Genomic DNA, 25,256 nt, shown 5'->3' with positions numbered 1-25,256 from the left:
ATCAAGTCTCAAATTTACAGCTTTTAATACGACTTGCCATAGATTGAAAGTTGGCAATTCCCGGACTTTTTGCGGTTTACTTGGGCAGGTCTTTTTTAATGAACTTATGATAAAGGTATTCGGCATAACCAACGCTGACATAATCAGGGAATTTCCAGTGTGGGTAATAGCGCTTTTGGATGTATTTGAGTAAGCTAAAAAACAAAACGCCAAGGATAAGCAGCAATGCTACCGAAAGCAAAATAACTGCAAATAGTACTAAAGGGGTCATACTCGGGAATAATTGGGTAAACAGTAATAAATTAAAAGGCTAATACAATTATATCAATCTTCATAAAGCTAATAGATTGATATAAACACTTGTACGATAAATAAAGTGTTAATGTTTACTGTTTTATAAACTTATTTACCAGGAAATATAAACACATGTCAATAGATTGAACTACTCTTAAAATCCAGTTATCCTCCAAAAATCCTTTTATGCCAACCCTCGAATTATACATATAAACACTCGTTGAAATAAAAAAAGTAAGCCTCCCCGACACTCGCTGTCCGGAAGGCTTTTGACACCTAATTAGTTTAAACGTTGGTTTTCGTTTATGTAAAATTAAAGTTTCCTTAACGCTTTTTAAAGCATATTAACTGGTTGTTCGGATTTTGTATACATGTGTAATATTAAACACATAAAGGCCCAAATACTATACGCAATTTGTTATTATACTCAGAGGTTTCTTAAAGAACCCATAATACTTTGTCAAGGCCTTTCCTGCACTTAGTTGTAATTAATCTTTTAACCGCTTCGCTGCTGCATGATATACAATCTTTTAAATATATTTCCTTAAAAATCCTTTAATTTGCCAAAAGTTTAATTTCACCAATGCAAGATCTTAAAAAACTGATTGAAGAGGCCTGGGAAGACAGGAACCTGCTGAACTATAATGAATACACCAACGCCATTGAAACCGTTATTGACCGTTTGGACAAAGGCGAGATCCGTGTGGCCGAGCCCATTGGCTCACGCTGGCATGTAAATGAGTGGATTAAAAAGGCGGTTGTTTTGTATTTTCCTACCAGGCAGATGGAAGAAATTAAAACCGGTCCTTTTGTTTTTCATGACAAAATGAAGCTCAAAACCGATTACAAACAAACCGGCGTTCGTGTGGTGCCTCATGGTATTGCCCGTTATGGTGCCCACCTTGCCAAAGGCGTTATCATGATGCCATCGTATGTAAACATTGGTGCTTATGTTGATGAAGGCACCATGGTTGATACCTGGGCTACCGTAGGCTCATGTGCGCAGATAGGCAAACACGTACACTTAAGCGGTGGCGTTGGCATTGGCGGTGTGTTGGAGCCTCTGCAAGCAGCACCCGTTATTATTGAAGATAATTGCTTCATTGGCTCACGTGCCATTGTTGTTGAAGGCGTACATGTTGAGCATGAGGCCGTATTAGGTGCAAACGTGGTATTAACCGCATCAACTAAAATTATCGACGTTACGCATAGCACCCCTGTTGAATATAAAGGCCGTGTACCTGCCCGTTCGGTAGTAATTCCGGGTTCATATACCAAAAAATTTGCCGCCGGCGAATACCAGGTGCCTTGCGCCCTGATTATCGGTACCCGCAAGGAATCAACCGATAAAAAAACGTCATTGAATGACGCCCTGCGTGAAAACAACGTAGCGGTATAGCTTAGATTTGAGATGTTAGATATGAGATTTGAGATAGCACAAAACAGCTGCTCCTAATCTCATATCTCACGTCTCATATCTCATATCTAAAACATGAAGATAGGATACGATGCTAAACGGGCTTTTTACAATAATACCGGCTTAGGTAATTACAGCCGCTGGTTAATTAAAGGCATAGCGTCGCTCAATCCATCCCACATCCTTTATTTATATACGCCAAAGGCAAAAGCCAATCCCCGGCTTAATTTTGTTGGCGATTTTCCCAACATCCGCACTGTTGCCCCAAAAAGCAAATGGTTCACTTCCTGGTGGCGCAGTAAAGGAATTATTAAAGATCTAAAACGCGATGGCATTGAACTGTACCATGGTTTAAGCCACGAGCTGCCTTCGGGTATCGAACAAACCGGCATTAAGTCGGTTGTTACCGTGCATGACCTTATCTTTATGCGTTACCCAAAACATTTTGGTGCAGTTAACTACCGCATTTACCTTGCTAAGGTTAAACATGCCTGCCGCGTTGCGGATCAAATTATCGCTATAAGCCAAAAAACAAAAAACGATTTGGTTGAACTGCTCGGCATTAACCCCAAAAAAATCGAGGTTATTTACCAGGGATGCGACCCTTCGTTTGCTATTGAGCAAACCGCCGCGCAAAAATCGGCAGTAAAAGAAAAATACAATTTGCCTAACCGCTTTATATTAAGTGTTGGCACTATCGAAGAACGCAAAAACCTGCTGCTAACCGTTAAGGCTTTAAAAAATATCGATGATATAACATTAGTAGTAGTTGGCAAGGAAACCCAATACACAGAACAAGTTAAAGCTTATTTAACAGTCCACCATTTAAACCACCGGGTAATGTTTTTAAAAGATGTTACCTTTGCAGAGTTACCTGCTGTTTACCAACTGGCATCGGTATTTGTTTATCCATCACGGTACGAAGGCTTCGGCATTCCGGTATTGGAAGCCTTAAACTCCGGCACCCCGGTTATAGCGGCAACAGGCTCCTGCCTTGAAGAAGCCGGCGGCCCGGACAGCCTATATGTTAACCCCGATGATGATGCCGGTCTTGCCGAAAAACTAAACAGCGTGCTTAACGATGAGGGCTTAAGGCAAAACATGATAATTAAAGGCCGCGCTTATGCAGCCAATTTTACTGATGATAAACTAAGCGAGCAATTAATGCAGCTTTACCAAAATATTTTGAACCATGCTTAGAGACGAAGTAGCCAGGGCTTTTAAAATAGTACAAGAGGGTGGCATTATCCTTTACCCTACTGATACTATTTGGGGAATAGGCTGTGATGCCACCAATACCGAAGCCATTCAAAAGATCTATCGCCTGAAACAGCGCGATGAGGCCAAAAGCATGATCATTTTGCTGGATACCGAAAACAAGCTGGAAAGTTATATCAGCGAAGTAAACCCGCTGGCCTTTGAACTGATTGAATACGCAGAAAACCCTTTAACACTGGTAATGCCGGGCGCCAAAAACATTTCACCGGCATTAATTGCCGCCGATGGCAGTGTGGGGATCAGGGTTGTAAAAGACACCCTTTTTTGCCAACAACTTATCCAGCGTTTACGCAAACCCTTGGTTTCAACTTCGGCCAATATCAGCGGCAAGCCCTCGCCGCAATATTTTTCGCAGATAGACCAGGAAATTATTGATGGCGTTGATTATGTGGTTGACCTTGAACAGCACAGCAAAGAGATCAAAACTCCCTCAACTATTATGAGGCTGGCTCCTGATGGCAGGTTTGAGTTTTTGAGGCGTTAACGAGAGATTAGAGGTTGGGGATTAGTGATTAGCTAAAAAGGCATTTTTGAAAATATCTTTTGACAGAAACATTTTTGAAAAATCTTTGGCGTAACCCCTATATATATTTAATATGTTGATTATCAATTATTTAAATTAAAATAATTTGAATTGTGTTAACCCTGTTAACCCCCTGTCGTGCAGAAAGTCGGAAGTCTGAGGTCCAAAGTCTGAAGTCTGAAAGTTTTGTTTATTAAGTAGGAAAATACTTAGGACTTTTGACTTTACCGGGGCATTTTACCAATTAATCTTACCTTTGTACCCTTATTAGCGTTTTTAAGCATCAAACTATGCAGCAACACCTCAGGCATCCCGTATTTTCTGTTATATCCCGTTTAGCGGGCGAACAAAATGTACAGGCCTATGCCATAGGTGGTTTTGTGCGCGATATTTTCCTGAACCGCCCGTCCAAGGATATCGATATTGTAATTATTGGTAACGGTATTGCTTTTGCAGAAACAGTGGCAGCTAATCTTAAAGTTAAGCTGGCAGTTTATAAAAACTTCGGTACGGCATCACTTAAATATCATGACCTGGAAGTAGAGTTTGTTGGCGCCCGTAAGGAATCATACCGTCGTGATTCGCGCAAGCCAATTGTGGAAAACGGCACTCTGGAAGATGATCAGAAACGCCGCGATTTTACGATTAACGCGCTGGCCATCTCGCTCCACCCGGATACTTTTGGTGAACTGCTTGATCCTTTCAACGGCATAGCCGACCTGGAAAACAAGCTGATCCGCACGCCGCTTAATCCTAACGAAACGTTTTCTGACGATCCGCTGCGCATGATGCGCGCCATCCGTTTTGCCACTCAGCTCAATTTCAGGATTGATGATATCGCTGTTGAAGCTATTAAAACCACTGCCGACAGGATCAGTATTATATCGCAGGAGCGGATTACCGATGAGCTAAATAAGATCATCCTATCGCCGGTACCGTCCATCGGCTTTAATTATTTGTTTGATACCGGGCTGCTGCACAAGATCTTCCCGCAAATGGTAGCCCTTTACGGGGTCGACTATGTAGATGGCAAAGGTCATAAAGATAATTTTTACCATACCCTGCAGGTACTTGATAACATTTGCGAAACCACCGATGACCTTTGGTTACGCTGGGCTGCCATATTGCACGATATAGCCAAACCGGCCACCAAACGTTTTGAACCCGGCCACGGCTGGACCTTTCATGGCCATGAAGACCGTGGCGCACGCATGGTGCCCAAGATCTTCGCCCAGCTTAAACTGCCGCTCAATGAAAAAATGAAGCAGGTTCAAAAACTGGTGCAGCTGCATTTAAGGCCGATAGTGCTTTCCCAATCCGTAGTTACCGATTCGGCAGTGCGGCGTTTGCTTTTTGAGGCAGGAGATGATATTGAAGCACTCATGTTGTTGTGTAAAGCAGACATCACCACTAAAAATGAATATAAGGTTAAAAAGTATCGTAACAATTTTGAGCTTGTTCAACAAAAATTAAAAGATGTTGAGGAGCGCGATAGCATCCGTAACTGGCAGCCGCCGGTTACAGGCAATGATATTATGACCATGTTTGGTATAAAAGAAGGCCGGGAGGTAGGAATAATCAAAAATCAGATCAGGGAAGCTATATTAGAAGGCGAAATTCCCAACAATCGCGAGGCCGCATTAACCTTTACAATTAGCAAAGGCATGGAAATTGGCTTAAAAGTTGTGACTGACCCAAATTAAATTAAAACATTATTATTTTTGTCCAAAATCTACAATAAGCAATGGCAGTATACAGGTTCAGGGTTACTTTTGAAGACTACGATGACGTTACGAGAGAAATTGATGTAAAATCAAATCAAACTTTCGAAGATCTTCACCGCGCAATTCATCAGTCAACCGGGTACAATCCGGAATTTTCTTCATCATTTTATATCAGCAATGATCAATGGACAAAGGGTGAAGAAATAACTTACCTGCCTAACCAAAGGCGTATTGACCGTGGTGTGTCATTAATGAATAAAGTAAAGCTGTTAAGTTTTATCGATGATCCGCATCAAAAATTTTACTACACATTCAATTTCGATCGTCCGTTTGATTTCCATGTTGAACTGATGAAGATCATTTTAGATGAAACACCGGGTACCACTTACCCTTCTGTTGTAAAATCAGTTGGCGAAGCCCCAAAACAATTCGGCAACGCATTTAACCCAACCGTTTTACCGCCTGTTACCGAAGATTTCGACTTTTTGAACGAAATGGCTTTTAACCCGGAGGATGCCGAAGATTTTTCGGAAGTTACGGATACCGATGATCTGCCGGAAGAAAAACACACCGCCGGTGAAGAAGAAGAGGAAGAAGATGAATTCGGTAACGAGTTTAGTGATGATGAAGGCTTTGATGACGACGAAAGGCCGAGCCGCGGCGGTAGCGACGATTATTAAGCCCTACCCAACCCTCCCCTAAAGGGAGAGGGCTTTAAAAATATAAACCTGATAAAAGTCTCCCCTTTAGGGGAGATTTAGAGGGGCTAATCTATGAACTCTCATTCTCCAACCCTTATTGTAGTTGCCGGGCCTACCGCGGTGGGTAAAACGGCGGCGGCCATTAAGCTGGCACAACACTTCAATACGGCTGTAGCTTCGGCCGATTCAAGGCAGTTTTTCAGGGAGATGAGCATTGGCACCGCTAAACCCGATGCTGAAGAGTTAGCCGCAGCCCAACATTACTTTATCAATTCGCATTCCATAACCGAAAGCTTTTCTGTTGGCGACTTTGAAAAGCAGGGGCTTACACTGTTAAATGAGCTTTTTAAAACACACGATAAAGTGATCCTGGCCGGGGGATCGGGCCTGTATATTAAAGCTATTTGCGAAGGCTTTGATGATTTACCTGTTGCCGATATTGCTGTACGCGATAAACTAAACCGGCAACTTGAAGAAGAAGGGATCACCCCATTACAGGAAAAGCTAAAACAAGCCGACCCTGATTATTATGCCCAGGTTGATATAAACAACCCTCAGCGAATTATAAGGGCATTAGAGGTTTTTGAAACAACGGGCAAACCTTTTTCATCTTACCGCAACGCTACCATTAACAAACGGCCTTTCAACATCATAAAACTGGCGCTTGATATGCAGCGGGCTAACTTGTATGACCGAATTAATCTTAGAGTTGATCTGATGGTTAAACAGGGCCTCATAGACGAAGTAAAATCTCTTCTGCCCTTCCGTGATTTAAATGCGTTAAATACGGTTGGCTATTCGGAGCTGTTTGATTGCTTTGACGGCAAAATCACCCTTGATGAAGCACTTTTACTTATAAAACAAAATACCAGGCGCTTTGCTAAAAGACAACTCACCTGGTTCAGAAAAGATAAAAGTTTTATTTGGTTTGATGCCGGGGCTCCCGACGTTATTGACCAGATGATCAAAACCATTGAAACCCTGACATAATTATCTTATTACGGCAGCAGGCTTTGCAAGTATTTGCCGTAACCACTTTTGATATACTTATTAACTAATAACTTCAGCTGGTCATCATCGATAAAACCACGGCGGTAAGCAACCTCCTCAATACACCCGATTTTTGTTGACTGGCGTTTTTCAATTACACGTACATATTCGGTAGCATCGCTCAATGAATCAAATGTACCGGTATCCAACCAGGCTGTACCTTTATCCATAACGCCAACATGCAGGTTACCCTGTTCAAGGTAAAACTTATTGACATCGGTAATTTCATACTCACCGCGCGGTGATGGTTCAAGATCCTTAGCTATTTGAATTACCGAGTTATCATAAAAATAAAGGCCGGGCACTGCGAATTTCGATTTTGGCTGCAAAGGTTTTTCCTCAATTGATAAGGCCGTGAATTCAGCATCAAACTCAACCACACCGTAACGTTCAGGATCGGCCACATGATAAGCGAAAATAGCAGCGCCTTCAACATCGTTAAAACTGCGGATCAATTCGTTAAATCCGGTACCATAAAATATGTTATCTCCCAATATCAAAGCTACTTTATCATCGCCTATAAATTGCTCGCCAATAACAAAAGCCTGGGCAAGTCCGTTAGGTTTTTCCTGTATAGCATATTCAAATTTACAGCCCAGTTCGGAGCCATCGCCCAACAACCGTTTAAAACCGGGATTATCTTCGGCTGTGGTAATGATCAGAATTTCTTTGATATCCGCCTGCATCAAAACCGATAATGGGTAATATATCATTGGCTTATCGTAAATAGGCATTAGTTGCTTACTAATTGCCCTGGTTATAGGATAAAGCCGGGTACCTGACCCTCCTGCTAAAATAATGCCTTTCATATTTGATTATACTAATTTTTAAAGTAAATATCCTGAAGCCAGTATATAATAATGCTACCGTGATATCAAGGCCCATTATTATACCTTTAAACAACGCTGTCAGGTATAAAGTTGGTATTTATTGTTCAATATGCAAACTTATATTTTATCTGATTATTTTGAACATGAAACCATACACTAAGCAACAAGCCTTTTTCAAAAGCAAAATCCATTTAATACCCTCAACATTAGCATAAAATTGTTATTATTGCAGTTTGAACGTTAAAAACTACTATTTAGGTGGATTTAGCGGATTTTCATTGTTAACATGCATAAATATTATCTTACTCATCTGCAGGAATTAGAATCGGAGGCCATTTACGTTATCAGGGAAGTGGTTGCACAATTTGATCGTCCTGCCATCCTGTTTTCGGGCGGGAAAGACTCTATTGTTGTAACACACCTGGCAAAAAAGGCATTCTGGCCCGCTAAAATCCCAATGCCCCTAATCCATATTGATACCGGCCATAACTTTCCTGAAACTATGGAGTTCAGGGATAAGCTGGTTGAAAACCTTGGCGTACAGCTTATTGTAGGCTCGGTTCAGGAATCAATTAACAAAGGCCGTGCAGTTGAGGAAAGCGGTATCAACGCCAGCCGCAACGAGTTACAGATAGTAACCCTGCTTGATACCATTGAAAGCAATAAAATAGATGCTGCTATTGGCGGCGCACGCCGTGACGAGGAAAAAGCCCGTGCTAAAGAGCGTTTCTTCAGTCACCGCGACGAATTTGGGCAGTGGGACCCCAAAAACCAGCGCCCCGAGCTCTGGAACATCTTTAACGGCCGCAAGCGCATGGGCGAACACTTCCGCGTGTTCCCGATCAGTAACTGGACCGAAATGGATATCTGGAACTATATCTTGCAAGAAAACATAGCTATACCTTCATTATACTTTGCACACCAGCGTAACGCCGTTTACCGCGACAATACCTGGTTGCCGGCTTCTGAGTTTTTACAGCTTCGCGAGGGTGAAACTATAGAAAACAAGCTGATGCGTTTTCGTACCCTGGGCGATATCACCATCACCGGCGGTATCGAATCAGACGCCGATACGCTGGAGAAGATAGTTGCCGAAGTATCAGCCACCCGCAGCACCGAACGAGGCAACCGAAGCGATGATAAGCGCTCGGATACTTCAATGGAAGACAGGAAAAAACAAGGTTATTTTTAAAATTTGATTCAATGAGCCTTCAGGCAGTCAAGCCCGGAGCAAAATATACCACCACAATGGAATTATTACGTTTTACTACAGCAGGTAGTGTTGACGATGGGAAAAGCACCCTTATAGGGCGCTTACTATACGATTCAAAATCCATCTTTGAAGACCAGATGGAAGCTGTAAAACAATCGAGCGAACGAAAAGGACTTCAGCATGTTGATTTGTCGTTATTAACCGATGGCCTACGTTCAGAACGCGAGCAGGGTATCACCATTGATGTAGCCTATCGCTATTTTGCCACTCCCAAACGCAAATTTATCATTGCCGATACTCCTGGTCATATCCAGTATACCCGCAACATGGTTACCGGCGCTTCAACCGCCAATCTTGCCCTGGTGCTTATTGATGCCCGCAAAGGCGTGGTTGAGCAAACCTGCCGCCACTCGTTCATTGCATCGCTTTTAAAAATTCCGCACATTATTGTTTGTGTAAATAAAATGGATTTGGTTGATTACAGCGAAGAAGCATTTAACAAAGTAGTTGAGCAATACGAAGCATTTGCAGCCAAAATTGATGTTACCGATATCCGTTTTGTGCCGATCAGTGCCCTGGCCGGTGATAATGTGGTTAACGACTCGGAAAATATGTCATGGTACAAAGGTGAAAGCCTGCTGCATACATTGGAAACTATCCATATTGCCAGCGATGAAAACCATTCAGATGCGCGTTTCCCGGTACAAACGGTGATCCGTCCGCATGCCGATGAATATCATGATTACCGTGGTTATGCCGGCCGGATAGCAGGCGGCATTTTCAGGCCCGGCGATAAGATCACCGTATTGCCATCAGGATTAACATCGGCCATAAAATCTATCGACACCTATTCGGGGCCGGTTGAGGAAGCTTTTGCACCAATGTCAGTTTCCATTACTTTGGAGGATGATATTGATGTAAGCCGCGGCGATATGATTGTAAAAGATGACAGCGAACCGCAGGTAAGCCAGGACCTTGATGCGATGATTTGCTGGATGGCAACCCGCAGCCCGCGCCCTGGTGCTAAATATCATCTCAAAACCACCACCCGCGAGGTAATGTCGATCATTAAAGAAGTTTATTATAAACTGGATATCAATACGCTTGAAAAACAGGAAGAAAATACTGATATTAAGATGAACGAAATGGTGAAGATCCGTTTACGCACTACCCAACCCGTAGTGTTTGACGAGTATCGCAAAAACCGTATTACCGGCTCATTGATCCTGGTTGATGAATCAACTAATGAAACAGTAGCAGCAGGGACATTCTTGTAAGCTACCCGGAAAAAAGCATAATAAAATGCCAGGCTCGTAAGAAAGCCTGGCATTTTATTTTTCTCTAAAAACCAACTGCTTATTGTGCAGTGGCCAATTTCTTAATACAAACTTTTAAGCTGTCGCGCCAGTAAGGGATCTCTATATCAAACGTGGCCTTGATCTTAGCTTTATCCATTACCGAATATGCAGGTCGTTGTGCCTTTGTAGGAAATTCGGATGTGCGTATCGGAAAAACTTTAACACCGGTACCTGAAATATCAAAGATGCCTTTGGCAAAGTCATACCATGAGGTTACACCCTCATTACTGTAATGATAAATACCATATGCTTTTTTACCAGCTGTTATGATAGCTAAAATTGCTTCTGCCAGGTCAATGGCATATGTTGGTGTGCCAACCTGGTCTGCAATGATCTTAAGCTCATCGCGCTCGGCACCAAGTTTCAACATGGTTTTTACAAAATTGTTGCCATACTCGGAGTATAGCCAGCTTGTGCGGATTGTATAGTATTCATCAAGAATTTCTGCAATCGCCTGCTCGCCTTCCAGTTTGGTGACACCGTATACGCTGATAGGCTCGGCAATGGCTTCTTCTGTGAGTGGTGATGCCACATCTCCCTTAAAAATAAAATCAGTTGAGATTTGCACAAGGGTGGCACCGTATGCTTTGCATTGCTTAGCAAGATTTGCGGCGCCGGTTTTATTGATAGCCCGGGCCAGGTCAACGTCGTCTTCCGCTTTGTCAACAGCGGTATAAGCAGCACAATTGATAGCAAAGGCAGGTCTGTATTTTTCAAAAACAATATTGAGCAAATCATTCCGCAGAATGTCAGCCTCATCTTCAGGCAGGAAATGAATGTAACTTATTTCTCTATCGCCGGCTACTTTTTTTAGACAGTTACCCAATTGTCCCGATGCTCCAAATACGATGATATTTTGCATTTTTAACAAGTATTATTTGATTAAAACAGGAAAAAAATCAGAACCCAAAATCAGGGGCATCTTTTAAAAACGGGAGTTCAAGGTCTTTATCAGACACCAGCACATCGCCCCCGCTAAGCTGCCAATCAATATTTAAGTCCGGGTCGGCATAGTGCAAACCACCTTCCGACTCTTTGTTATAGTAATTGTCGCACTTATATTGAAATACGGCCTCGTCGCTCAATACGATAAAACCATGGGCAAATCCACGTGGAATAAAAAATTGCTCGTTATTTTCTTCGGTTAAAAGCTCACCATGATACTGTCCATAAGTTGCAGATCCTTTGCGCAGGTCGACAGCCACATCCAATACCTGGCCCTTGGTTACCCTAACCAGCTTAGCCTGCGAAAACGGGCCTTTTTGCAGGTGCAGGCCACGTAATACACCTTTGGTTGAGTATGATTGATTATCCTGTACAAAATTAACATTGAAGCCTGTGGCATCAGCAAATCGCTGTTGGTTAAACGATTCAAAAAAGTAACCACGATCATCATTAAAAATGCGGGGTTTTATTAGTAAACATCCCTCAAGCGGGGTTGGTATTATGGTCATAGAATATATAAAAATAGTTAAAAGCGGGGCGCATACCGATTTGCATTAACGAAGATAAGGCAAAATATGTTACAGGGACCGATGGCGTGTTTTAAAAAATATCTTTTTTTTAAACCCTATTAATAGGTAGCAATTACAAATCACTGAGTGTTAATCACATAGAATTTAGACATTGAGCAATTGGAAGGAACACCATGACCGAACCTGCAAAATAATTATCTGCAGCCCCAAAAACGCCAAAAGCCGGTATTAACCGGCTTTTGATTACAATGACATATACTTTTATCGTTGCGCAACCAATGCGCCTTACTTAAAAAATCAGCTTATGCTAATGCAACGCAGTCTTCAAGTCTGGTGTGATATCTCCAGCCGGCTTTGCAACATCCATCAACTTTCTTGGTGCACCATCTGTTTTTGATATATCAAAAACAATTTCGCCCTCATTACCAATTTTCTTAATTAACAGGGAAAGTTCTTTGATAATGACGCCCTCCCCAATGCCTATATTATTAGCAAAGCCCTTCTTTTCCGGCTTTCGGAGAATTGCTGAACCAACCATTCCCCCCGATGGCCTGCTATATATATTTTGGCATATTTTCCATAAGGAAGACTATTCAAATTGATTTTTGATAGCGTAACCTGAATCCTTAAGCAGTTTTTCTCTTCTAAATAAGTCAACATCAGCTGCTACCATCTCCTGAACTAAGCCTTGAAGGTCATATTTAGGTTCCCAGCCCAGTTTGGTTTTTGATTTTGTTGGATCACCGATCAATAGGTCAACCTCTGTAGGGCGGAAATATTTTTCGTCAACAGCTACAATTTCTTTACCTGTTTCTACCTGGAAATCGGGGTTTGAGCAGCTTACCACATATCCTTTTTCAGATGCGCCTTCGCCTTTAAATTCAACTACAATGCCTACTTCGGCAAATGCAAGTCTTACAAATTCCCTTACCCTTGTGGTTACACCCGTGGCAATAACAAAATCCTCAGGAGTGTCCTGCTGTAATATCAGGTACATGGCTTCTACATAATCCTTGGCATGGCCCCAGTCGCGTTGCGCGTCAAGGTTGCCCAAAAATAATTTATCCTGTAAGCCCATAGCTATTTTAGCTACAGCCCTGGTAATTTTTCTGGTTACAAAGGTTTCGCCACGCAGCGGACTCTCATGATTAAACAAAATACCATTACAAGCAAAAATACCATAAGCCTCACGGTAGTTAACGGTTATCCAGTAGGCATACATTTTTGCCACTGCATAAGGCGAACGCGGATAGAACGGCGTAGTTTCTGACTGTGGAACGGCCTGTACCAAACCATAAAGTTCAGATGTTGATGCCTGGTATATTTTTGTTTTTTTCTCTAAACCTAAAATGCGGATAGCTTCAAGCAAACGCAGGGTACCAATACCATCGGCATTAGCGGTGTACTCAGGTGTATCAAAACTAACCTTTACGTGCGACATGGCACCCAGGTTATAGATCTCATCTGGTTGTACCTGCTGAATGATGCGGATAAGGTTGGTTGAATCGCTCAGATCGCCGTAGTGCAGTATCAGTTTTACCTCGGTATCATGAGGATCCTGGTACAGGTGATCTATCCTATCTGTATTAAACAATGAGCTACGGCGTTTTATACCGTGAACTTCATATCCCTTTTTAAGCAGCAACTCGGTTAAGTAGGCTCCGTCCTGGCCGGTTATACCGGTAAGTAAGGCTTTTTTCTTCATAAAGTATGGGGGTATTTTTCTTAATTAAATATCAATTTATAACCAGCTACTAAATACTTGTACCGATAGACCAAACCTGGAAACCAATAGCCTCTAATTTTTGTGCATCAAGCAGGTTACGGCCGTCAAATACTTTAGCTGGTTTTAACATGCTATCGTAAATTTTTTGCCAATCGTAAGTTTTAAACTCATCCCACTCGGTTAAAACCGCAATGGCGTGCGCACCTTTACAAGCCTCGTAAGGGTCTATAGCTACAGTAACTCCTTTTTTGTTTTCTTCGGAGCCGCGGGTATGCAGGTAGTCCAGATCGCTGTAGATTTGTTTTTCAGGCACTTTAGGGTCAAACACTGCAATATCTGCCTGCTCATTCAGTAAGTGGTCTGCTACGTAGATAGATGCGGCTTCGCGGGTATCATTAGTATCTTTTTTAAAGGCCCAGCCCAGGAAAGTGATCTTTTTACCGTTAACGGTATTGTACAGATTTTTGATGATCCTGTTTGCAAAGCGCCTTTTCTGGTGATCATTCATGATGATTACCTGCTCCCAATAATCGGCAACCTCATCCAAACCATAGCTTTTGGCAATGTAAACAAGGTTTAAAATATCTTTCTGAAAACATGAACCGCCAAAACCTACAGATGCCTTAAGGAATTTAGGACCAATACGGCTATCAGTTCCAATGGCTTTTGCTACTTCGTTGATGTTAGCTTCGGTTTTTTCGCAAAGCTCAGTTAATGAGTTTATTGATGATACACGTTGTGCGAGGAACGCGTTAGCGGTAAGTTTTGATAACTCAGACGACCACACGTTTGTAGTAAGGATCCGCTCTTTTGGAATCCAGTTGGCGTAAACGTCAACCAGGGCCTGAACAGCATTCTGGCCTTCCGGTGTGCTGTCGCCGCCAATAAGTACACGATCCGGGGCATCCAGATCTTCCATAGCGGTACCTTCGGCCAAAAACTCAGGATTTGACAGTATCTGGAATTGTGAACCATTACCTGTATGGGTAAGGATATCTTTTATAGCGCTTGCGGTACGTACCGGTAAGGTTGATTTTTCAACGATGATCTTATTATCTTTTGCAACACGGGCAATTTGCCTTGCGCAAAGTTCAATCCATTTCAAATCTGCTGCCTGACCTTTACCTGCACCATATGTTTTGGTTGGGGTATTTACAGAGATGAAGATCATTTCGGCCTCATCAATAGCGGTTTCAACATCTGTAGAAAAAAACAGGTTACGTCCTCTGGCTTCGGCAACAACCTCGCCCAAACCTGGCTCATAAACCGGGATGTTTGCTACATCCGGATCGTTCCAGGCGTCGATACGCTGTACGTTAAGGTCAACAACTGTAACTTTAATGTGGGGGCATTTTTTTGCTATTACCGCCATTGTAGGACCACCTACATAACCTGCTCCTATACAGCAAATCTTAGTAATGTTTTTCATATATAAAATTGAAATAGTGTTTTGAATCTCTCCCTTTTGTTCAATTAATGTTTTTATTATATAAAGCCAATTTGTTTTACGCTGATAACATTTTACCTTTCATGGAGCACCTTGCTTTGATCAAGGAAATCATGATAAGCGGCGGTTATGCCATCCTTCAATGTGGTGTGGTGGTGCCAGCCAAAGCTATGCAATTTGCTCACATCCATTAATTTGCGCGGGGTTCCATCAGGTTTTGTGGTATCAAAGGTCAATTCGCCTTCAAAACCAACAATATCCTTTATTAATAAGGCCAGATCCTTTATGGACATATCTTCGCCGGTACCCACGTTTACAAGTCCCGGCTCATTATAATTTTGCATTAAGTAATAACAAGCTTCGGCAAGGTCATCGGCAAATAAAAATTCGCGTTTTGGACTGCCCGTTCCCCATATGTTAACTTCGGCGGCATTGCTTTCCTTAGCTTCATGAAACTTGCGGATAAGCGCCGGCAACACGTGCGAATTTTGCGCATGGTAATTATCATTAAGGCCATACAGGTTGGTAGGCATTACCGATATATAATTACAACCATACTGATCGCGGTAGGCATCGCACATTTTTATCCCTGCAATTTTTGCAATGGCATAAGGCTCATTAGTAGGCTCAAGCAAGCCGGTAAGCAAATACTCTTCCTTTAACGGCTGCGGGGCCATTTTAGGATAAATACAGCTCGATCCAAGGAACATCAGCTTTTTAACACCGTTAAGGTATGAGTTATGGATGATATTGTTTTGGATGGCGAGATTTTCATACAAAAAATCGGCCCTGTAAGTATTGTTGGCTATAATGCCACCAACCTTAGCAGCTGCAAGAAACACGTAGTCCGGTTTTTCTTCGGCAAAAAAATCGGTTACCATTTGCTGGTTGCGTAAATCAAGCTGGGCAGAAGTGCGGGTTATAATGTTGGTAAAACCTTCACTTTGCAATTTGCGGTAAATGGCAGATCCCACCATACCACGATGCCCTGCAATATATATTTTGGCGTTTTTATCCATAAACAATTATTCGAATTGATTTTTAATTTTATAGCCCGAATCTTTTAACAATTTTTCTCTTTCAAACAGCTCTACATCGGCAGCCACCATCTCCTTAATTAATCCCTGCAGATCATATTTAGGTTTCCAGTTTAGTTTTTGCTGGCATTTGGTTGGGTCGCCAATTAACAGCTCCACCTCGGTAGGGCGAAAGTATTTAGGATCAACCGCTACAACCTCGGTACCGGCAGCTAACTGATATAAGGGGTTATCGCAACTTACTACGTAGCCACGCTCGGCAACACCTTCGCCTTTAAACTCAATGTTTATACCCACTTCGGCAAAAGCCAAACGAATAAAATCGCGCACGTAGGTGGTAATACCTGTGGCAATAACAAAATCCTCGGGGGTTTCCTGCTGTAGTATAAGGTACATAGCCTCTACATAATCTTTGGCGTGGCCCCAATCACGTTGCGCATCAAGGTTGCCCAGGTAAAGTTTATCCTGCAGGCCCATAGCAATTTTGGCAACGCCGCGGGTAATTTTACGGGTAACAAAAGTTTCGCCGCGTAATGGGCTTTCGTGGTTAAATAAAATACCATTGCAGGCAAACATGCCATAGGCTTCGCGGTAGTTTACGGTTATCCAGTAGGCGTATAGTTTAGCAACCGCGTATGGCGAGCGTGGATAGAATGGTGTAGTTTCTGACTGCGGAACAGCCTGTACCAACCCATAAAGCTCTGACGTGGATGCCTGGTATATTTTTGTTTTTTTTGTGAGATTAAGTATCCTGATAGCTTCAAGGATACGCAGGGTTCCTATACCATCGGCATTGGCCGTATACTCCGGCGTATCAAAACTCACCTTTACGTGCGACATGGCGCCCAGGTTATAGATCTCATCGGGCTGTACCTGCTGAATAATGCGGATAAGGTTGGTAGAGTCGCTCAAATCGCCATAATGCAGGATCAGTTTTGGCGATGGATCATGCGGATCCTGGTACAGGTGATCTATCCTATCGGTATTAAATAACGAGCTCCTTCTTTTTACACCATGCACTTCGTAGCCTTTTTTTAGCAGTAGCTCGGTTAAATAAGCGCCATCCTGGCCGGTGATCCCTGTTATTAAAGCAACTTTTTTCATATTTAAAATGCGGTAAATTAGCTTATCCTATAAAATCGTTCACAAAGGCATTCATTATATTATCCAGGTTAAGATATTTAAGCGAATAGTTACGCGCGTTTTCGCGTTTCTGCTCCATTACTTTATCCTGTTTAATGCTTAATATCTTTTCGGCAAGTAAATCAATATTCCCCGGCTCGGTAATGTAACCCAGGTCGTAATCATGTATTACGTTATATAATGATGTACCGGGCGATGCTGTAATAATGCTTGCGCCGCCTACTGCCAGTATAGTTGTTAGTTTAGATGGCATTACCAGATCGCTGGCGTTGGCTTTTTGCAATATCATGTGCAAATCGGCCATGTTCAGGAACTCGTTAAACACTTCTTTATCCTGTACCGGTAAAAAGTTAATATTTGTGAGGCCTTTTTTACCTGCAATATCAATCAGGTTTTCCTTATAAGGACCTGATCCGCAGATGATAAATTTCACCTGTTTATTGTCCTGCAGTTTTTCGGCAACCAGTATAATATCTTCCAGCCCTTGTTTTTCGCCTATGGCGCCCGAATACAGGTAAACTATGTCATCTGCCGCGTAACCCCACTTAAGCTTTAATTGACCCCGGTTTGGTAATGGCGAAAAAAAAGCGGTATCGGCCCAGTTAGGAAAAAAGTAAACTTCTTTTTTTGCCTTTGCCTTTATCTTACTTATCATCCCATCAGAAATGCTGCTTATAAAATCAGCCTTCTGCAGTATATTATATTCAATTTTATATAGCCTATCAAACAGCTTTTGGTTTGATATCATGTTAAGGTCCTGTGCGGCCTCAATTTGCATATCCTGTATATGGTAAAGCAATTTACCACCGGTGCGCTTTTTAAGCATCAGGCCCAGCTTGGCTAAATGGAACGGCGGCGCTATGGTGATTATCAGATCGAACTTTGCTCCCGTAAGCATCAGTTTAAAAACCGTCCAGAACATAGATGACCAAAACGACAAATCCTGGATCATTCTTCTTGAGCCGGTTGGGTTTTGCGGAACGTAAGAGGGGCAGCGGTATACAGTCAAAGAACCATTATCAAAGGCCGAAACCTCCTTTTTATACCAGCGGTTTTTGTATGGTTCCTGAACCTTCCAGTATGGATAGTAGGGATAGGTGGTTACAACGGTACAATCGTAGCCATTTTTAGCCAACCACATCATCATTTCTCCGTTATACTTTCCTATACCGGTAGGCTCAGGAAAAAAATTATGACTGATCAGTAAAATCCGTTTTTTCATTTTTTATTATTGCAGGTGTGGGTTTTGCCCGGTATAATATGCTTTGCAAAACTCATCTTAACCGCTGCATTATGTTAAGGTAGATAGATTAAACTCTTTGCTTTTTAATTATAAATCGTAAAAATACAATAATTTCACTATTGATAAAAAAATAATGAAAAAAATTTTAAATAGTCAAAAATAAAAGTCATTAATTATCAGTTTATCAAATTAACATCAATGAATATAATTAGTTTTGATTTAGCAATAATTAAAATAATATTATCAATTAAAATTTGTTTGCTTGATTTTTACGCTGTACATAAAAGCTCAATGCATAAAAACATGCTTATTTTATAAATTGATAATCAAACTAATTAAGCCGGATAAGCGTTATGCTACAATGAATAAGCACTTTTTAAATTTTTAAGCCGAATGAAAGTTATAAGATTAGTTTTTTTTTTGATTGCGGGTGCAAGCTTCAATGCGTTTAGCCAAACTGCTTTATATGTTTCGCCAACAGGTAAGGGCGCTACTTTTAGTAGTGCAGCGCCGGGTAATATTTATCTTTTGCAGCAAAAGCTACAGGACTTAAAAGCTGCGAATACTAAAGATGTAACCGTTTACCTTAAAGGGGGTACGTATAACATGGTAAAATCATTAATATTTACCAACGCCGAACTTGGCGGCAGTGATTCAAAGCTACTGATAACCAATGCCCCCGGAGAAAAACCCATACTTTCGGGCGGAAAAAAAATAACCGGATGGACACCGTATAAGGATGGTATTTATCAAGCGCCTGTACCGGCAAATTTTAATACCAGGCAATTGTATATAAACGGCAAAATAGCCGTGAGGGCACGCTATCCCAACCGCGATAACGATGACGACTACGGCCCATACTTTCTGGTTAAATCATTTGATACCAGCAACAAAAAGGTAATCATTAACGCTTCTGAAGCGGGCAAGTGGGGCAACCTGGCCAATGTAGAAATGGTAATAAACCAGCACTGGTATCAAAGCAGGATGCTCATTAACTCCATAACCAAGCAGGGTTCAACCGCGGCCGTTTCACTTTCGGGGCCACAGGCTGCTACGTTTTTTTCAACCGCAGCGTTCAGGTTACTTGATCCTAACAAGAGCTACTACTTTGAAAACGCTATGGAGTTTTTGGATAGCGAAAATGAGTGGTACCTTGATAATACCAAAAACATCATCTACTACAAACCAAAAGCAGGCACTGATCTTAACAGCGCTGAGGTGATCGCCCCTTTATTAAGTAACATTATTAAAATAAATGGAGCGATAGACTCAAGGGTAAAAAACATACAGATAAGCAATATTGAATTTGCTTACACTACCTGGCTTTTACCGGGCACCAGCAGCTTAATTATCGATTTGGCCGTAACAGCACAAAGGAAAACTAAAAAATTCCTTGCCCCTGGATTGATAGAGGTTAACTATGCCGATAATTTTACGCTTAGTAATTGTACACTCCACAGTTCGGGTGCCAATGGTTTAATTTTTGGACAGGGTGTAAGCCATAGCCTCATCAGCAAAAACCACATTTACGATATGTGCGGTAACGGGATTGTAATTGATACGTACAACAAACCAAATCCGCCAGCTACGATACAGTGTATTAAAAACGTAATTAGCGGTAACCTTATTGAAAATGTTGGGTTGAATTACACTAATGGTATGGGTATTATAGCCAATTGCGTGGCAAACCACCTGTTTGAGAATAATGAGATCCGCGAGGGCCGCTATACCGGTATTGAAGTTGGTAACGAATACGGCGATAAGCTTAGCGGTACACAATACAACCTCATCAGGAAAAACAACATCCACCATGTAATGCTATTGCATGATGATGGCGCCGCCATTTATACCCTGAGCAACCAACCAGGTACGCAGATATACGAAAACTGGGTACATGACATGACTAAAAGCAAATGGGCAGATGCATTCCCGATAAATGGTATTTACCTTGACGACAACAGCGCGTTTATAAAAGTGCAGAACAACACTCTTGAGAATTTTAACAACGCCATTAAGCTTAAACAACACTTTGGCAACTCAAGGGTTAATACGCATGATAATATTATCATGAATAACGATAAATCAGATAATTCAATAAAGGCTGCCAGCGGCGTGGCCAAGCAGTAATAACATATACATCTTGCTGAAAATTAAAAAAGACCCTCTTAGTTTAAGTTTAAGAGGGTCTTTTTTATTGCAGCCGAAAGTTTTTCGGCAATTACGGTGTGCCCTGTGGGGCTCGGGTGCATCCCATCTTTATAAACCAAGCTTGCAACAGCCAGCGTACGCCCGGTGTTAGCTGTAAATGATCCGCCTAAATCTATAAATTCAGCATTGGCAATGCCACTCATGGCCGCCCGTATAGCGTCTTTATAAGCAGCGGGGTAAGTAGTTGCTTTGGGCCAAAAAGGAGACACCACGATAATCTCGCATTTGGGCAGGGCTTTTCTTATCTCATTAAAAAACAATGATGCTTCATCGCCCACTTGTTTGGCAGAGGCAATTTTAAGGTCGTTCAACCCACCTGCAATAACAACGGCATCTGGATTTGCGCTGATGATATCATTTACACGCTGGCGAAATGTTTTACGGTTATTGCCTGCATTTAAATAACCTGTACCGCCCACTCCGGAGATGATGGTGTTATTCCAGCCCATCATTTTACCCAGTTCATAGGCATAAAAGTTTACAAACTCGTTACTGGCACCGGTACCTGCTGTATAACTGTCGCCAAATACAACCACCTTCGATTTATTTTCGGTAACGTAAGGCGCAATTGTGGCACCTCGCTCAGTAAGCAGGCCACCAAATGAACGGAAGCCCGAAAATATCAGCTTAACATGCCTGTTGATGGCGTTGCTTGCAAAATTCACGTTAATGGTATGTTCCTTTGCACCGCCTGCTGAAGTGGCAAATCCATCGGCGCTGGTAAGCTTACCGTCAACCTCAACATACATATTGAGTTGGGTAACGCTTGATCCCGTATCATAAAGCAAAAAATCAAACTGTTTGCCCGAAAATATAAAATCAACAGAGAGCACATTTGCCTGTTCAATATTGCGTCCGCCATTGCCAAAATCTGTAGATAGGCCTTTTACATAACCGGGTATTGTAGCTTTTTCAACGCTATTTACATTTAAATAAGTAAGGCGCGAATCCAGTGCCGCTACTTTTACAGGTAATGAATTTGCGTTTGCTTCGGTTATAGTAATGGGATTTGTGTCCCATACTTCGGGTGTTTGCGCGTATTTAAGGGCTTTAACCAGTGCCTCTTTGCCAGTTGGCAGAGATTGGACCATTTTAACCCCACCCGTGCTGCTGCTATTATTGTAAGTGGCACACCCAATTAAAAGCATTAAAAAAAAACCTGCATTCATAATGTATATTCTAAATATCAACGAGTTAAACTTCATAGTGAAATGTAAACAAATTTTTCACCAAATTGATTTCAATATATACGTAACGATGCCGTTGGAGTATTATTGGAGGGCTATGATAATTGAGGCCAGCGGGGTTTTACATAAACCGGCGGATTGCCTTTATAAATACCATTATCGCCCAGGTTTGATGTAACAACCGAGCCAGCCGTTACAACCGTATCTGTGCCTATAGTTACGCCGGGGCCTACAAAAACGCCTGCTCCAACCCATGAACCATCGGCCAGGGTAATGGGCCCGTTACGATATGGCATTGATGGCGTACGGAAATCATGATTACCGCCGCATAAAAAAGCACGCTGCGATACGCACACGTTATTGCCTATGTTAATCTTTTCAAAATTCAATATAAAGGCTTCTTCGCCTATCCAAACATCGCTGCCAACTTCAAGCTTCCATGGCATGTGTATATTAACGCGGGGTTTAATGACCACGCCTGTACCAACCCTGGCTCCAAAGCTGCGCAGCAGAAAGCATTTCAGCGAATTGGGGAATGGAAACGCGTTGAGGAAGAATACCATTTTCACCAGGTACCAGGTTATGTTTTTTAATTTACCAGCTCCCCTATCAAGCCCTACGCTGTTATCGAAATCCTTAAGCCTTACTTTTGATATCATGGTTGTACTATTGATTTTGGCAGATCAGTTTTTAAACAGGTGCATTATATCTTCCAGCTCTTTTTTGCTGGTTAATTCGGCCTTGCGCTTCGTGTCTGCCAGTTTAGCTTTCAGGGTCTCGTAATAAGCCTCATCATCATAACCAGTTAAAATAACATTGGCCGCACCGGCTGTAAAATCATCGGGCGAAAAGGTAAAGGCCTTGTTATTGTACTCGGGAATACAGGCAATATTTGTAGTAAGCGGGATTACACCTAATAAAATAGCTTCTACTATTACCAGTGGAAAGGTCTCGTTTTTATAAACCGATGGAAATACAAAAAAGTCAAGTGCCCGGTACCAATCGTTTTTCTGCTCGCCATAAAGCGATCCCCTGTATATAAAGTTTGCAGGAAATTTGGCTTGCAGTTCTGTGATCCTTGATGTTATGGCAGCATCACCGGCCGGCCCGGCAAGTTCAAACCTGATGTTCTTCCCGGTTGAGGCAAGTTTTTCAACCAGATCGCAAAAAATATAGAAACCTTTTTCGGCCGATAAGTTTGACAAGTGCCCTATCGTCAGCATTTTTTCAGCAGACGCAACAGGTAAAACGCCGCCTGCTGCAGCCGCTGCTTCCAATGTCATTTCATTGCCAATAATGTATACGTTATCGCTATTAATGGCATAGTTTTTTTTAAATGCCTCATAATGGCAATGGCATAAAAAAACGTTGTAAGTGTTCTTTTGATTAAACTTTTGCATCATCCCCATCATAAAACTCCTTTTGTAGCAATACTGAAAAGAGTGATGGTGCATAATGCTTTTCTTAAAGCTCAAGCCCGAAAAGATCCAGGGAAGCGCTTCAAATATCATCCCTGCCCCGCCTGATACGGGCATATAAAATATATCGTCCCTGCTTGAAAACAGGTGCTTTAAAACCAAAAGTGTAGCATATACAGCTTTTAGTATTCTTTTTAAATAAAATATGGCCGTGTTCTTACTGCTGCTTACAAATGAAAATCTCTTTACCTCCAGGCCGCCGGTAATAAGTTTATTATAGATAAACTGGTTTACGTTACTAAAGCCATGTACAGGGGGCGGAAAGTGGGAGAAAAAATATATTTTCCTTTTCATGTGCAGCAATTACAAATACAATTAATCTACTTTAAGGTTTACATCCTTAAGGATGGCTTCCCATTTGGCAACCCTGTCGGTGAGTTTACCAACAACCACCGCCGGGTTACCCACAACAATGGAATCGGCCGGGATCTCGCCCCTTAATACCGATCCTGCACCGATGATCACGTTTTCATTGATGGTAGTGCCGGGGAGTATAATGGTGTTCATACCCACAAAAACATTGTTCCTGATCTTTATAGGGCGGATGAATGCGATATCGGTTTTAGGCTCCTTATTTACGGCGATAAGCCCCGTGGTTAAGGAGTAATCGTGCGTTAAAAGGATAACATTTTCAGACATTACCACCCGTTCGCCAAGTTCAACCTGATCAAAATCATCAAACTTTACCTTTGTTGATATGTAGCGCGGCGTACCGGTAAATGTAATACCGTAAGCCTTTAACAGTTTCAGGTAATAAACCATATAAAGCCTTACATAAGTTGCCTCCAAAAAACGGAGAAAAAATCTGGATAAATGAAAAAATACCCTCGATAAAGCCCTTTTTATCTTTTTCAATTTAATGTTTGTTTAAATAGTTTTTTATAAGCGTTACCTACCTTCTCTGCCGACATTTGCTCCAGCTGTGTACGGCCGTATGCTAAATGATCTTCAATATTATTTTCAGTTAAGATGCGCTCAATCGCACCTGCAACTTCATTAATGTTATGAGGGTCGTTCACATAATAAGGATATGCAGCTCCGAGGATCTCCTCATGCTCGGGTATTTTTGAGGCCACTATTTTATTACCAAGTAATATATTCTCGATAATGGTATTCGGCATCCCCTCGTGCGCACTGATGTTCACAAAAACATCAGTCGCCGAAAAATAGGCGAGTATATTTTTTTGGTAAGAGATAAGGGATACATTATCTTCCTTGCCCTCTGCTTTTATAATCTCCTGCAATTGTCCATCTAAAATGCCTTCGCCAATTATCATGAATTTTGCTGCCTTATGCTTATCGGCCAATACACAAAAAGCATTTGCCAGGGTTATAACATTCTTTTGTACCTCAAGCCTGCCCGCATAAGTAATTACCGGTGATCCGCCCAGTTCCAGCGTTTTTTTCTTTACCGCAGGCAGCAGGATATTTTTTACTACTGCAACCTTGCCAGATTTAACACCCTTTTGCTCCCAATACGCCTTTCCCTTAACCGAGTTACAGATGATAAGATCGGCCCCCTTGCCTGCAAACCCGCGTAATTTATACCGCAGGTCAAACGGATAAAACGAGTCGCGCTCGGTCATTATCCATTTCATTTTGGATACAAACTTGCTTATAAAGTACGAGTAAACATCACTGGCATGCAGCCACGAAAATAAAATATCGGGGCCTATGCCTTTAATTAGCTTCACTAAATTTATAATGTTCTTAGGGTTATAAAAAGATGAAACCGCCAGCTGGTGTATCTTTAAATTCTCCTGTTTTAGTAAATCGAAGTTTATGCCCTCGTAGTAATGAATTAAATGCAGTTCCAGTTCGGGATCATTTTGTAATTCATTTAATAAGTATATGCATTGTTTTTGAGCGCCCCCAATGCCGAAACCGGCAATTAAAACACAGATCTTTAATTTAGCCATATTAA

Annotated in this window: 24 protein-coding genes; 9 read left to right on the top strand and 15 right to left on the bottom strand. The window is 41.8% G+C overall.

From position 1 onward, the window contains the following. Window positions 1-76 precede the first annotated feature (76 nt). Entirely contained in the window at window positions 77-271 is a 195-nt protein-coding gene (locus tag SNE26_RS00545) for a hypothetical protein (RefSeq protein ID WP_321557454.1), read from the bottom strand. 606 nt (window positions 272-877) lie between these two features. Between SNE26_RS00545 and SNE26_RS00540 the strand changes: the two genes are divergently transcribed. The 6 genes from SNE26_RS00540 (at window position 878) to miaA (ending at window position 6,927) form a co-directional block, all read left to right on the top strand. Further along, window positions 878-1,693, top strand: coding sequence for a 2,3,4,5-tetrahydropyridine-2,6-dicarboxylate N-succinyltransferase (locus SNE26_RS00540; RefSeq protein ID WP_110587267.1), 816 nt, complete (start codon window positions 878-880; stop codon window positions 1,691-1,693). A 93-nt stretch (window positions 1,694-1,786) separates the two neighbouring features. Continuing rightward, entirely contained in the window at window positions 1,787-2,911 is a 1,125-nt protein-coding gene (locus SNE26_RS00535) for a glycosyltransferase family 1 protein (RefSeq protein WP_321557453.1), read from the top strand. Continuing rightward, window positions 2,904-3,473 carry an L-threonylcarbamoyladenylate synthase gene (locus SNE26_RS00530; RefSeq protein WP_321557452.1) on the top strand — a complete coding sequence of 190 codons (570 nt, stop codon included), beginning with the start codon at window positions 2,904-2,906 and terminating at the stop codon, window positions 3,471-3,473. Before SNE26_RS00535 ends, SNE26_RS00530 begins: the two co-directional genes overlap by 8 nt. A gap of 329 nt (window positions 3,474-3,802) precedes the next feature. After that, window positions 3,803-5,215, top strand: coding sequence for an HD domain-containing protein (locus SNE26_RS00525; RefSeq protein WP_321557451.1), 1,413 nt, complete (start codon window positions 3,803-3,805; stop codon window positions 5,213-5,215). Between the two features lie 41 nt (window positions 5,216-5,256). Beyond that, the gene (locus SNE26_RS00520; protein ID WP_321557450.1) at window positions 5,257-5,916 is read left to right on the top strand and encodes a hypothetical protein; all 660 of its coding nucleotides are present in this window, start codon (window positions 5,257-5,259) and stop codon (window positions 5,914-5,916) included. 93 nt (window positions 5,917-6,009) lie between these two features. After that, window positions 6,010-6,927: a tRNA (adenosine(37)-N6)-dimethylallyltransferase MiaA gene (gene miaA, locus SNE26_RS00515; RefSeq protein WP_321557449.1), complete on the top strand. Its 918-nt coding sequence runs from the start codon at window positions 6,010-6,012 to the stop codon at window positions 6,925-6,927. A gap of 8 nt (window positions 6,928-6,935) precedes the next feature. Here the strand turns inward: miaA and rfbA are convergent, their stop codons facing one another. Beyond that, window positions 6,936-7,796: a glucose-1-phosphate thymidylyltransferase RfbA gene (rfbA, locus tag SNE26_RS00510; RefSeq protein WP_321557448.1), complete on the bottom strand. Its 861-nt coding sequence runs from the start codon at window positions 7,794-7,796 to the stop codon at window positions 6,936-6,938. Between the two features lie 307 nt (window positions 7,797-8,103). On the opposite strand from rfbA, the gene cysD reads away from it, so the two are divergent. Further along, window positions 8,104-9,009 (top strand): sulfate adenylyltransferase subunit CysD, encoded by a 906-nt coding sequence (cysD, locus tag SNE26_RS00505; RefSeq protein WP_090528572.1) that lies wholly within the window; start codon window positions 8,104-8,106, stop codon window positions 9,007-9,009. 11 nt (window positions 9,010-9,020) lie between these two features. After that, window positions 9,021-10,307 (top strand): sulfate adenylyltransferase subunit CysN, encoded by a 1,287-nt coding sequence (gene cysN / locus SNE26_RS00500; RefSeq protein ID WP_321557447.1) that lies wholly within the window; start codon window positions 9,021-9,023, stop codon window positions 10,305-10,307. Window positions 10,308-10,386: 79 nt separating this feature from the next. Here cysN and rfbD read toward each other — a convergent pair whose 3' ends face one another. From rfbD to SNE26_RS00460, 8 genes are all read right to left on the bottom strand, one after another. After that, window positions 10,387-11,250: a dTDP-4-dehydrorhamnose reductase gene (rfbD, locus tag SNE26_RS00495; RefSeq protein ID WP_321557446.1), complete on the bottom strand. Its 864-nt coding sequence runs from the start codon at window positions 11,248-11,250 to the stop codon at window positions 10,387-10,389. Window positions 11,251-11,287: 37 nt separating this feature from the next. Continuing rightward, window positions 11,288-11,842 carry a dTDP-4-dehydrorhamnose 3,5-epimerase gene (gene rfbC / locus SNE26_RS00490; protein WP_321557445.1) on the bottom strand — a complete coding sequence of 185 codons (555 nt, stop codon included), beginning with the start codon at window positions 11,840-11,842 and terminating at the stop codon, window positions 11,288-11,290. 328 nt (window positions 11,843-12,170) lie between these two features. Then, on the bottom strand, window positions 12,171-12,401 hold the full coding sequence (locus SNE26_RS00485; RefSeq protein WP_321557444.1) for a hypothetical protein: 231 nt from the start codon (window positions 12,399-12,401) through the stop codon (window positions 12,171-12,173). 51 nt (window positions 12,402-12,452) lie between these two features. Continuing rightward, entirely contained in the window at window positions 12,453-13,568 is a 1,116-nt protein-coding gene (gmd, locus tag SNE26_RS00480; protein ID WP_321557443.1) for a GDP-mannose 4,6-dehydratase, read from the bottom strand. A 49-nt stretch (window positions 13,569-13,617) separates the two neighbouring features. After that, window positions 13,618-15,018: a UDP-glucose 6-dehydrogenase gene (locus SNE26_RS00475; protein ID WP_321557442.1), complete on the bottom strand. Its 1,401-nt coding sequence runs from the start codon at window positions 15,016-15,018 to the stop codon at window positions 13,618-13,620. A 92-nt stretch (window positions 15,019-15,110) separates the two neighbouring features. Further along, window positions 15,111-16,055, bottom strand: coding sequence for a GDP-L-fucose synthase (locus tag SNE26_RS00470; RefSeq protein ID WP_321557441.1), 945 nt, complete (start codon window positions 16,053-16,055; stop codon window positions 15,111-15,113). Window positions 16,056-16,061: 6 nt separating this feature from the next. Continuing rightward, the gene (gene gmd / locus SNE26_RS00465) at window positions 16,062-17,177 is read right to left on the bottom strand and encodes a GDP-mannose 4,6-dehydratase (RefSeq protein ID WP_321557440.1); all 1,116 of its coding nucleotides are present in this window, start codon (window positions 17,175-17,177) and stop codon (window positions 16,062-16,064) included. Between the two features lie 22 nt (window positions 17,178-17,199). After that, entirely contained in the window at window positions 17,200-18,438 is a 1,239-nt protein-coding gene (locus SNE26_RS00460; protein WP_321557439.1) for a WcaI family glycosyltransferase, read from the bottom strand. Between the two features lie 414 nt (window positions 18,439-18,852). Between SNE26_RS00460 and SNE26_RS00455 the strand changes: the two genes are divergently transcribed. Continuing rightward, the gene (locus tag SNE26_RS00455) at window positions 18,853-20,586 is read left to right on the top strand and encodes a right-handed parallel beta-helix repeat-containing protein (RefSeq protein ID WP_321557438.1); all 1,734 of its coding nucleotides are present in this window, start codon (window positions 18,853-18,855) and stop codon (window positions 20,584-20,586) included. Window positions 20,587-20,624: 38 nt separating this feature from the next. On the opposite strand, the gene SNE26_RS00450 is transcribed toward SNE26_RS00455, so the two are convergent. From SNE26_RS00450 to SNE26_RS00430, 5 genes are all read right to left on the bottom strand, one after another. Next, entirely contained in the window at window positions 20,625-21,758 is a 1,134-nt protein-coding gene (locus SNE26_RS00450) for an SGNH/GDSL hydrolase family protein (protein WP_321557437.1), read from the bottom strand. Between the two features lie 191 nt (window positions 21,759-21,949). Further along, window positions 21,950-22,513 carry a WcaF family extracellular polysaccharide biosynthesis acetyltransferase gene (locus tag SNE26_RS00445; protein ID WP_321557436.1) on the bottom strand — a complete coding sequence of 188 codons (564 nt, stop codon included), beginning with the start codon at window positions 22,511-22,513 and terminating at the stop codon, window positions 21,950-21,952. Window positions 22,514-22,537: 24 nt separating this feature from the next. Continuing rightward, complete coding sequence (locus SNE26_RS00440; protein WP_321557435.1) at window positions 22,538-23,626, bottom strand: glycosyltransferase family 4 protein; 1,089 nt, start codon at window positions 23,624-23,626, stop codon at window positions 22,538-22,540. 21 nt (window positions 23,627-23,647) lie between these two features. Further along, window positions 23,648-24,187, bottom strand: coding sequence for an acyltransferase (locus tag SNE26_RS00435; protein ID WP_321557434.1), 540 nt, complete (start codon window positions 24,185-24,187; stop codon window positions 23,648-23,650). Next, window positions 24,184-25,251 carry a glycosyltransferase gene (locus tag SNE26_RS00430; RefSeq protein ID WP_321557433.1) on the bottom strand — a complete coding sequence of 356 codons (1,068 nt, stop codon included), beginning with the start codon at window positions 25,249-25,251 and terminating at the stop codon, window positions 24,184-24,186. Before SNE26_RS00430 ends, SNE26_RS00435 begins: the two co-directional genes overlap by 4 nt. Between the last annotated feature and the right edge of the window lie 5 nt (window positions 25,252-25,256).

It is taken from the genome of Mucilaginibacter sp. cycad4, from assembly GCF_034263275.1.
GTDB lineage: Bacteria > Bacteroidota > Bacteroidia > Sphingobacteriales > Sphingobacteriaceae > Mucilaginibacter.
The sequence above is the reverse complement of the archived record's forward strand: the minus strand, read 5'-3'. Positions and strand labels throughout refer to the sequence as shown.

Bases quoted from the DNA above. Each gene is read 5' to 3' on its own strand.
- SNE26_RS00430 (WP_321557433.1), bottom strand. From the start codon at position 25,251: ATGGCTAAATTAAAGATCTGTGTTTTAATTGCCGGTTTCGGCATTGGG.
- SNE26_RS00445 (WP_321557436.1), bottom strand. From the start codon at position 22,513: ATGATATCAAAAGTAAGGCTTAAGGATTTCGATAACAGCGTAGGGCTT.
- SNE26_RS00530 (WP_321557452.1), top strand. From the start codon at position 2,904: ATGCTTAGAGACGAAGTAGCCAGGGCTTTTAAAATAGTACAAGAGGGT.
- cysN (WP_321557447.1), top strand. From the start codon at position 9,021: ATGAGCCTTCAGGCAGTCAAGCCCGGAGCAAAATATACCACCACAATG.
- miaA (WP_321557449.1), top strand. From the start codon at position 6,010: ATGAACTCTCATTCTCCAACCCTTATTGTAGTTGCCGGGCCTACCGCG.
- SNE26_RS00460 (WP_321557439.1), bottom strand. From the start codon at position 18,438: ATGAAAAAACGGATTTTACTGATCAGTCATAATTTTTTTCCTGAGCCT.
- gmd (WP_321557440.1), bottom strand. From the start codon at position 17,177: ATGAAAAAAGTTGCTTTAATAACAGGGATCACCGGCCAGGATGGCGCT.
- rfbD (WP_321557446.1), bottom strand. From the start codon at position 11,250: ATGCAAAATATCATCGTATTTGGAGCATCGGGACAATTGGGTAACTGT.
- SNE26_RS00440 (WP_321557435.1), bottom strand. From the start codon at position 23,626: ATGAAAAGGAAAATATATTTTTTCTCCCACTTTCCGCCCCCTGTACAT.
- SNE26_RS00520 (WP_321557450.1), top strand. From the start codon at position 5,257: ATGGCAGTATACAGGTTCAGGGTTACTTTTGAAGACTACGATGACGTT.
- SNE26_RS00485 (WP_321557444.1), bottom strand. From the start codon at position 12,401: ATGGTTGGTTCAGCAATTCTCCGAAAGCCGGAAAAGAAGGGCTTTGCT.
- rfbA (WP_321557448.1), bottom strand. From the start codon at position 7,796: ATGAAAGGCATTATTTTAGCAGGAGGGTCAGGTACCCGGCTTTATCCT.
- SNE26_RS00475 (WP_321557442.1), bottom strand. From the start codon at position 15,018: ATGAAAAACATTACTAAGATTTGCTGTATAGGAGCAGGTTATGTAGGT.
- SNE26_RS00470 (WP_321557441.1), bottom strand. From the start codon at position 16,055: ATGGATAAAAACGCCAAAATATATATTGCAGGGCATCGTGGTATGGTG.
- SNE26_RS00535 (WP_321557453.1), top strand. From the start codon at position 1,787: ATGAAGATAGGATACGATGCTAAACGGGCTTTTTACAATAATACCGGC.
- SNE26_RS00525 (WP_321557451.1), top strand. From the start codon at position 3,803: ATGCAGCAACACCTCAGGCATCCCGTATTTTCTGTTATATCCCGTTTA.
- SNE26_RS00545 (WP_321557454.1), bottom strand. From the start codon at position 271: ATGACCCCTTTAGTACTATTTGCAGTTATTTTGCTTTCGGTAGCATTG.
- gmd (WP_321557443.1), bottom strand. From the start codon at position 13,568: ATGAAGAAAAAAGCCTTACTTACCGGTATAACCGGCCAGGACGGAGCC.
- SNE26_RS00455 (WP_321557438.1), top strand. From the start codon at position 18,853: ATGAAAGTTATAAGATTAGTTTTTTTTTTGATTGCGGGTGCAAGCTTC.
- cysD (WP_090528572.1), top strand. From the start codon at position 8,104: ATGCATAAATATTATCTTACTCATCTGCAGGAATTAGAATCGGAGGCC.
- SNE26_RS00540 (WP_110587267.1), top strand. From the start codon at position 878: ATGCAAGATCTTAAAAAACTGATTGAAGAGGCCTGGGAAGACAGGAAC.
- SNE26_RS00450 (WP_321557437.1), bottom strand. From the start codon at position 21,758: ATGGTCCAATCTCTGCCAACTGGCAAAGAGGCACTGGTTAAAGCCCTT.
- rfbC (WP_321557445.1), bottom strand. From the start codon at position 11,842: ATGACCATAATACCAACCCCGCTTGAGGGATGTTTACTAATAAAACCC.